The 315-nt window shown below is 62.9% G+C and carries 1 protein-coding gene; it reads left to right on the top strand.

What is annotated here, in order from left to right; translation table 11 throughout:
* Positions 1-199, top strand: a 199-nt coding sequence (locus RCF13_RS09175; protein WP_308141085.1) for a hypothetical protein, incomplete at its 5' end; no start/stop codon positions are given.
* Between the last annotated feature and the right edge of the window lie 116 nt (positions 200-315).

Raw genomic sequence — 315 nt, 5'->3', positions numbered from 1 at the left:
GGTTCCCATCCCGCTCGACGACGACATCAAATGGGGCGAGATCTTCGGCGCGACCATCACCGTATATCCGGCATCGCCCGGCGGCAAGCGCGAGACGTATCTGAACTGCTGCACCTCCGAAGTCGGCCAGCAGTACACCGTCGACAACGAGGCGCGCCGCACCCTGTCCATGTTTGCAGTCAAGAAGGTGGAAGAATGACCACGCACCCCCAACGCCCTGGCGCCGTGACCCAGGAAGACCATGAGATCAAGGCCGCCGGCACGCTGGTCTACGGCGTTCCCTACGGCGGCCGCCGTCATTACGATTTCTCGATG

Source organism: Stenotrophomonas maltophilia group sp. RNC7 (assembly GCF_030910085.1).
GTDB lineage: Bacteria > Pseudomonadota > Gammaproteobacteria > Xanthomonadales > Xanthomonadaceae > Stenotrophomonas > Stenotrophomonas sepilia.
This window is presented reverse-complemented; position numbering and strand designations above follow the sequence as displayed.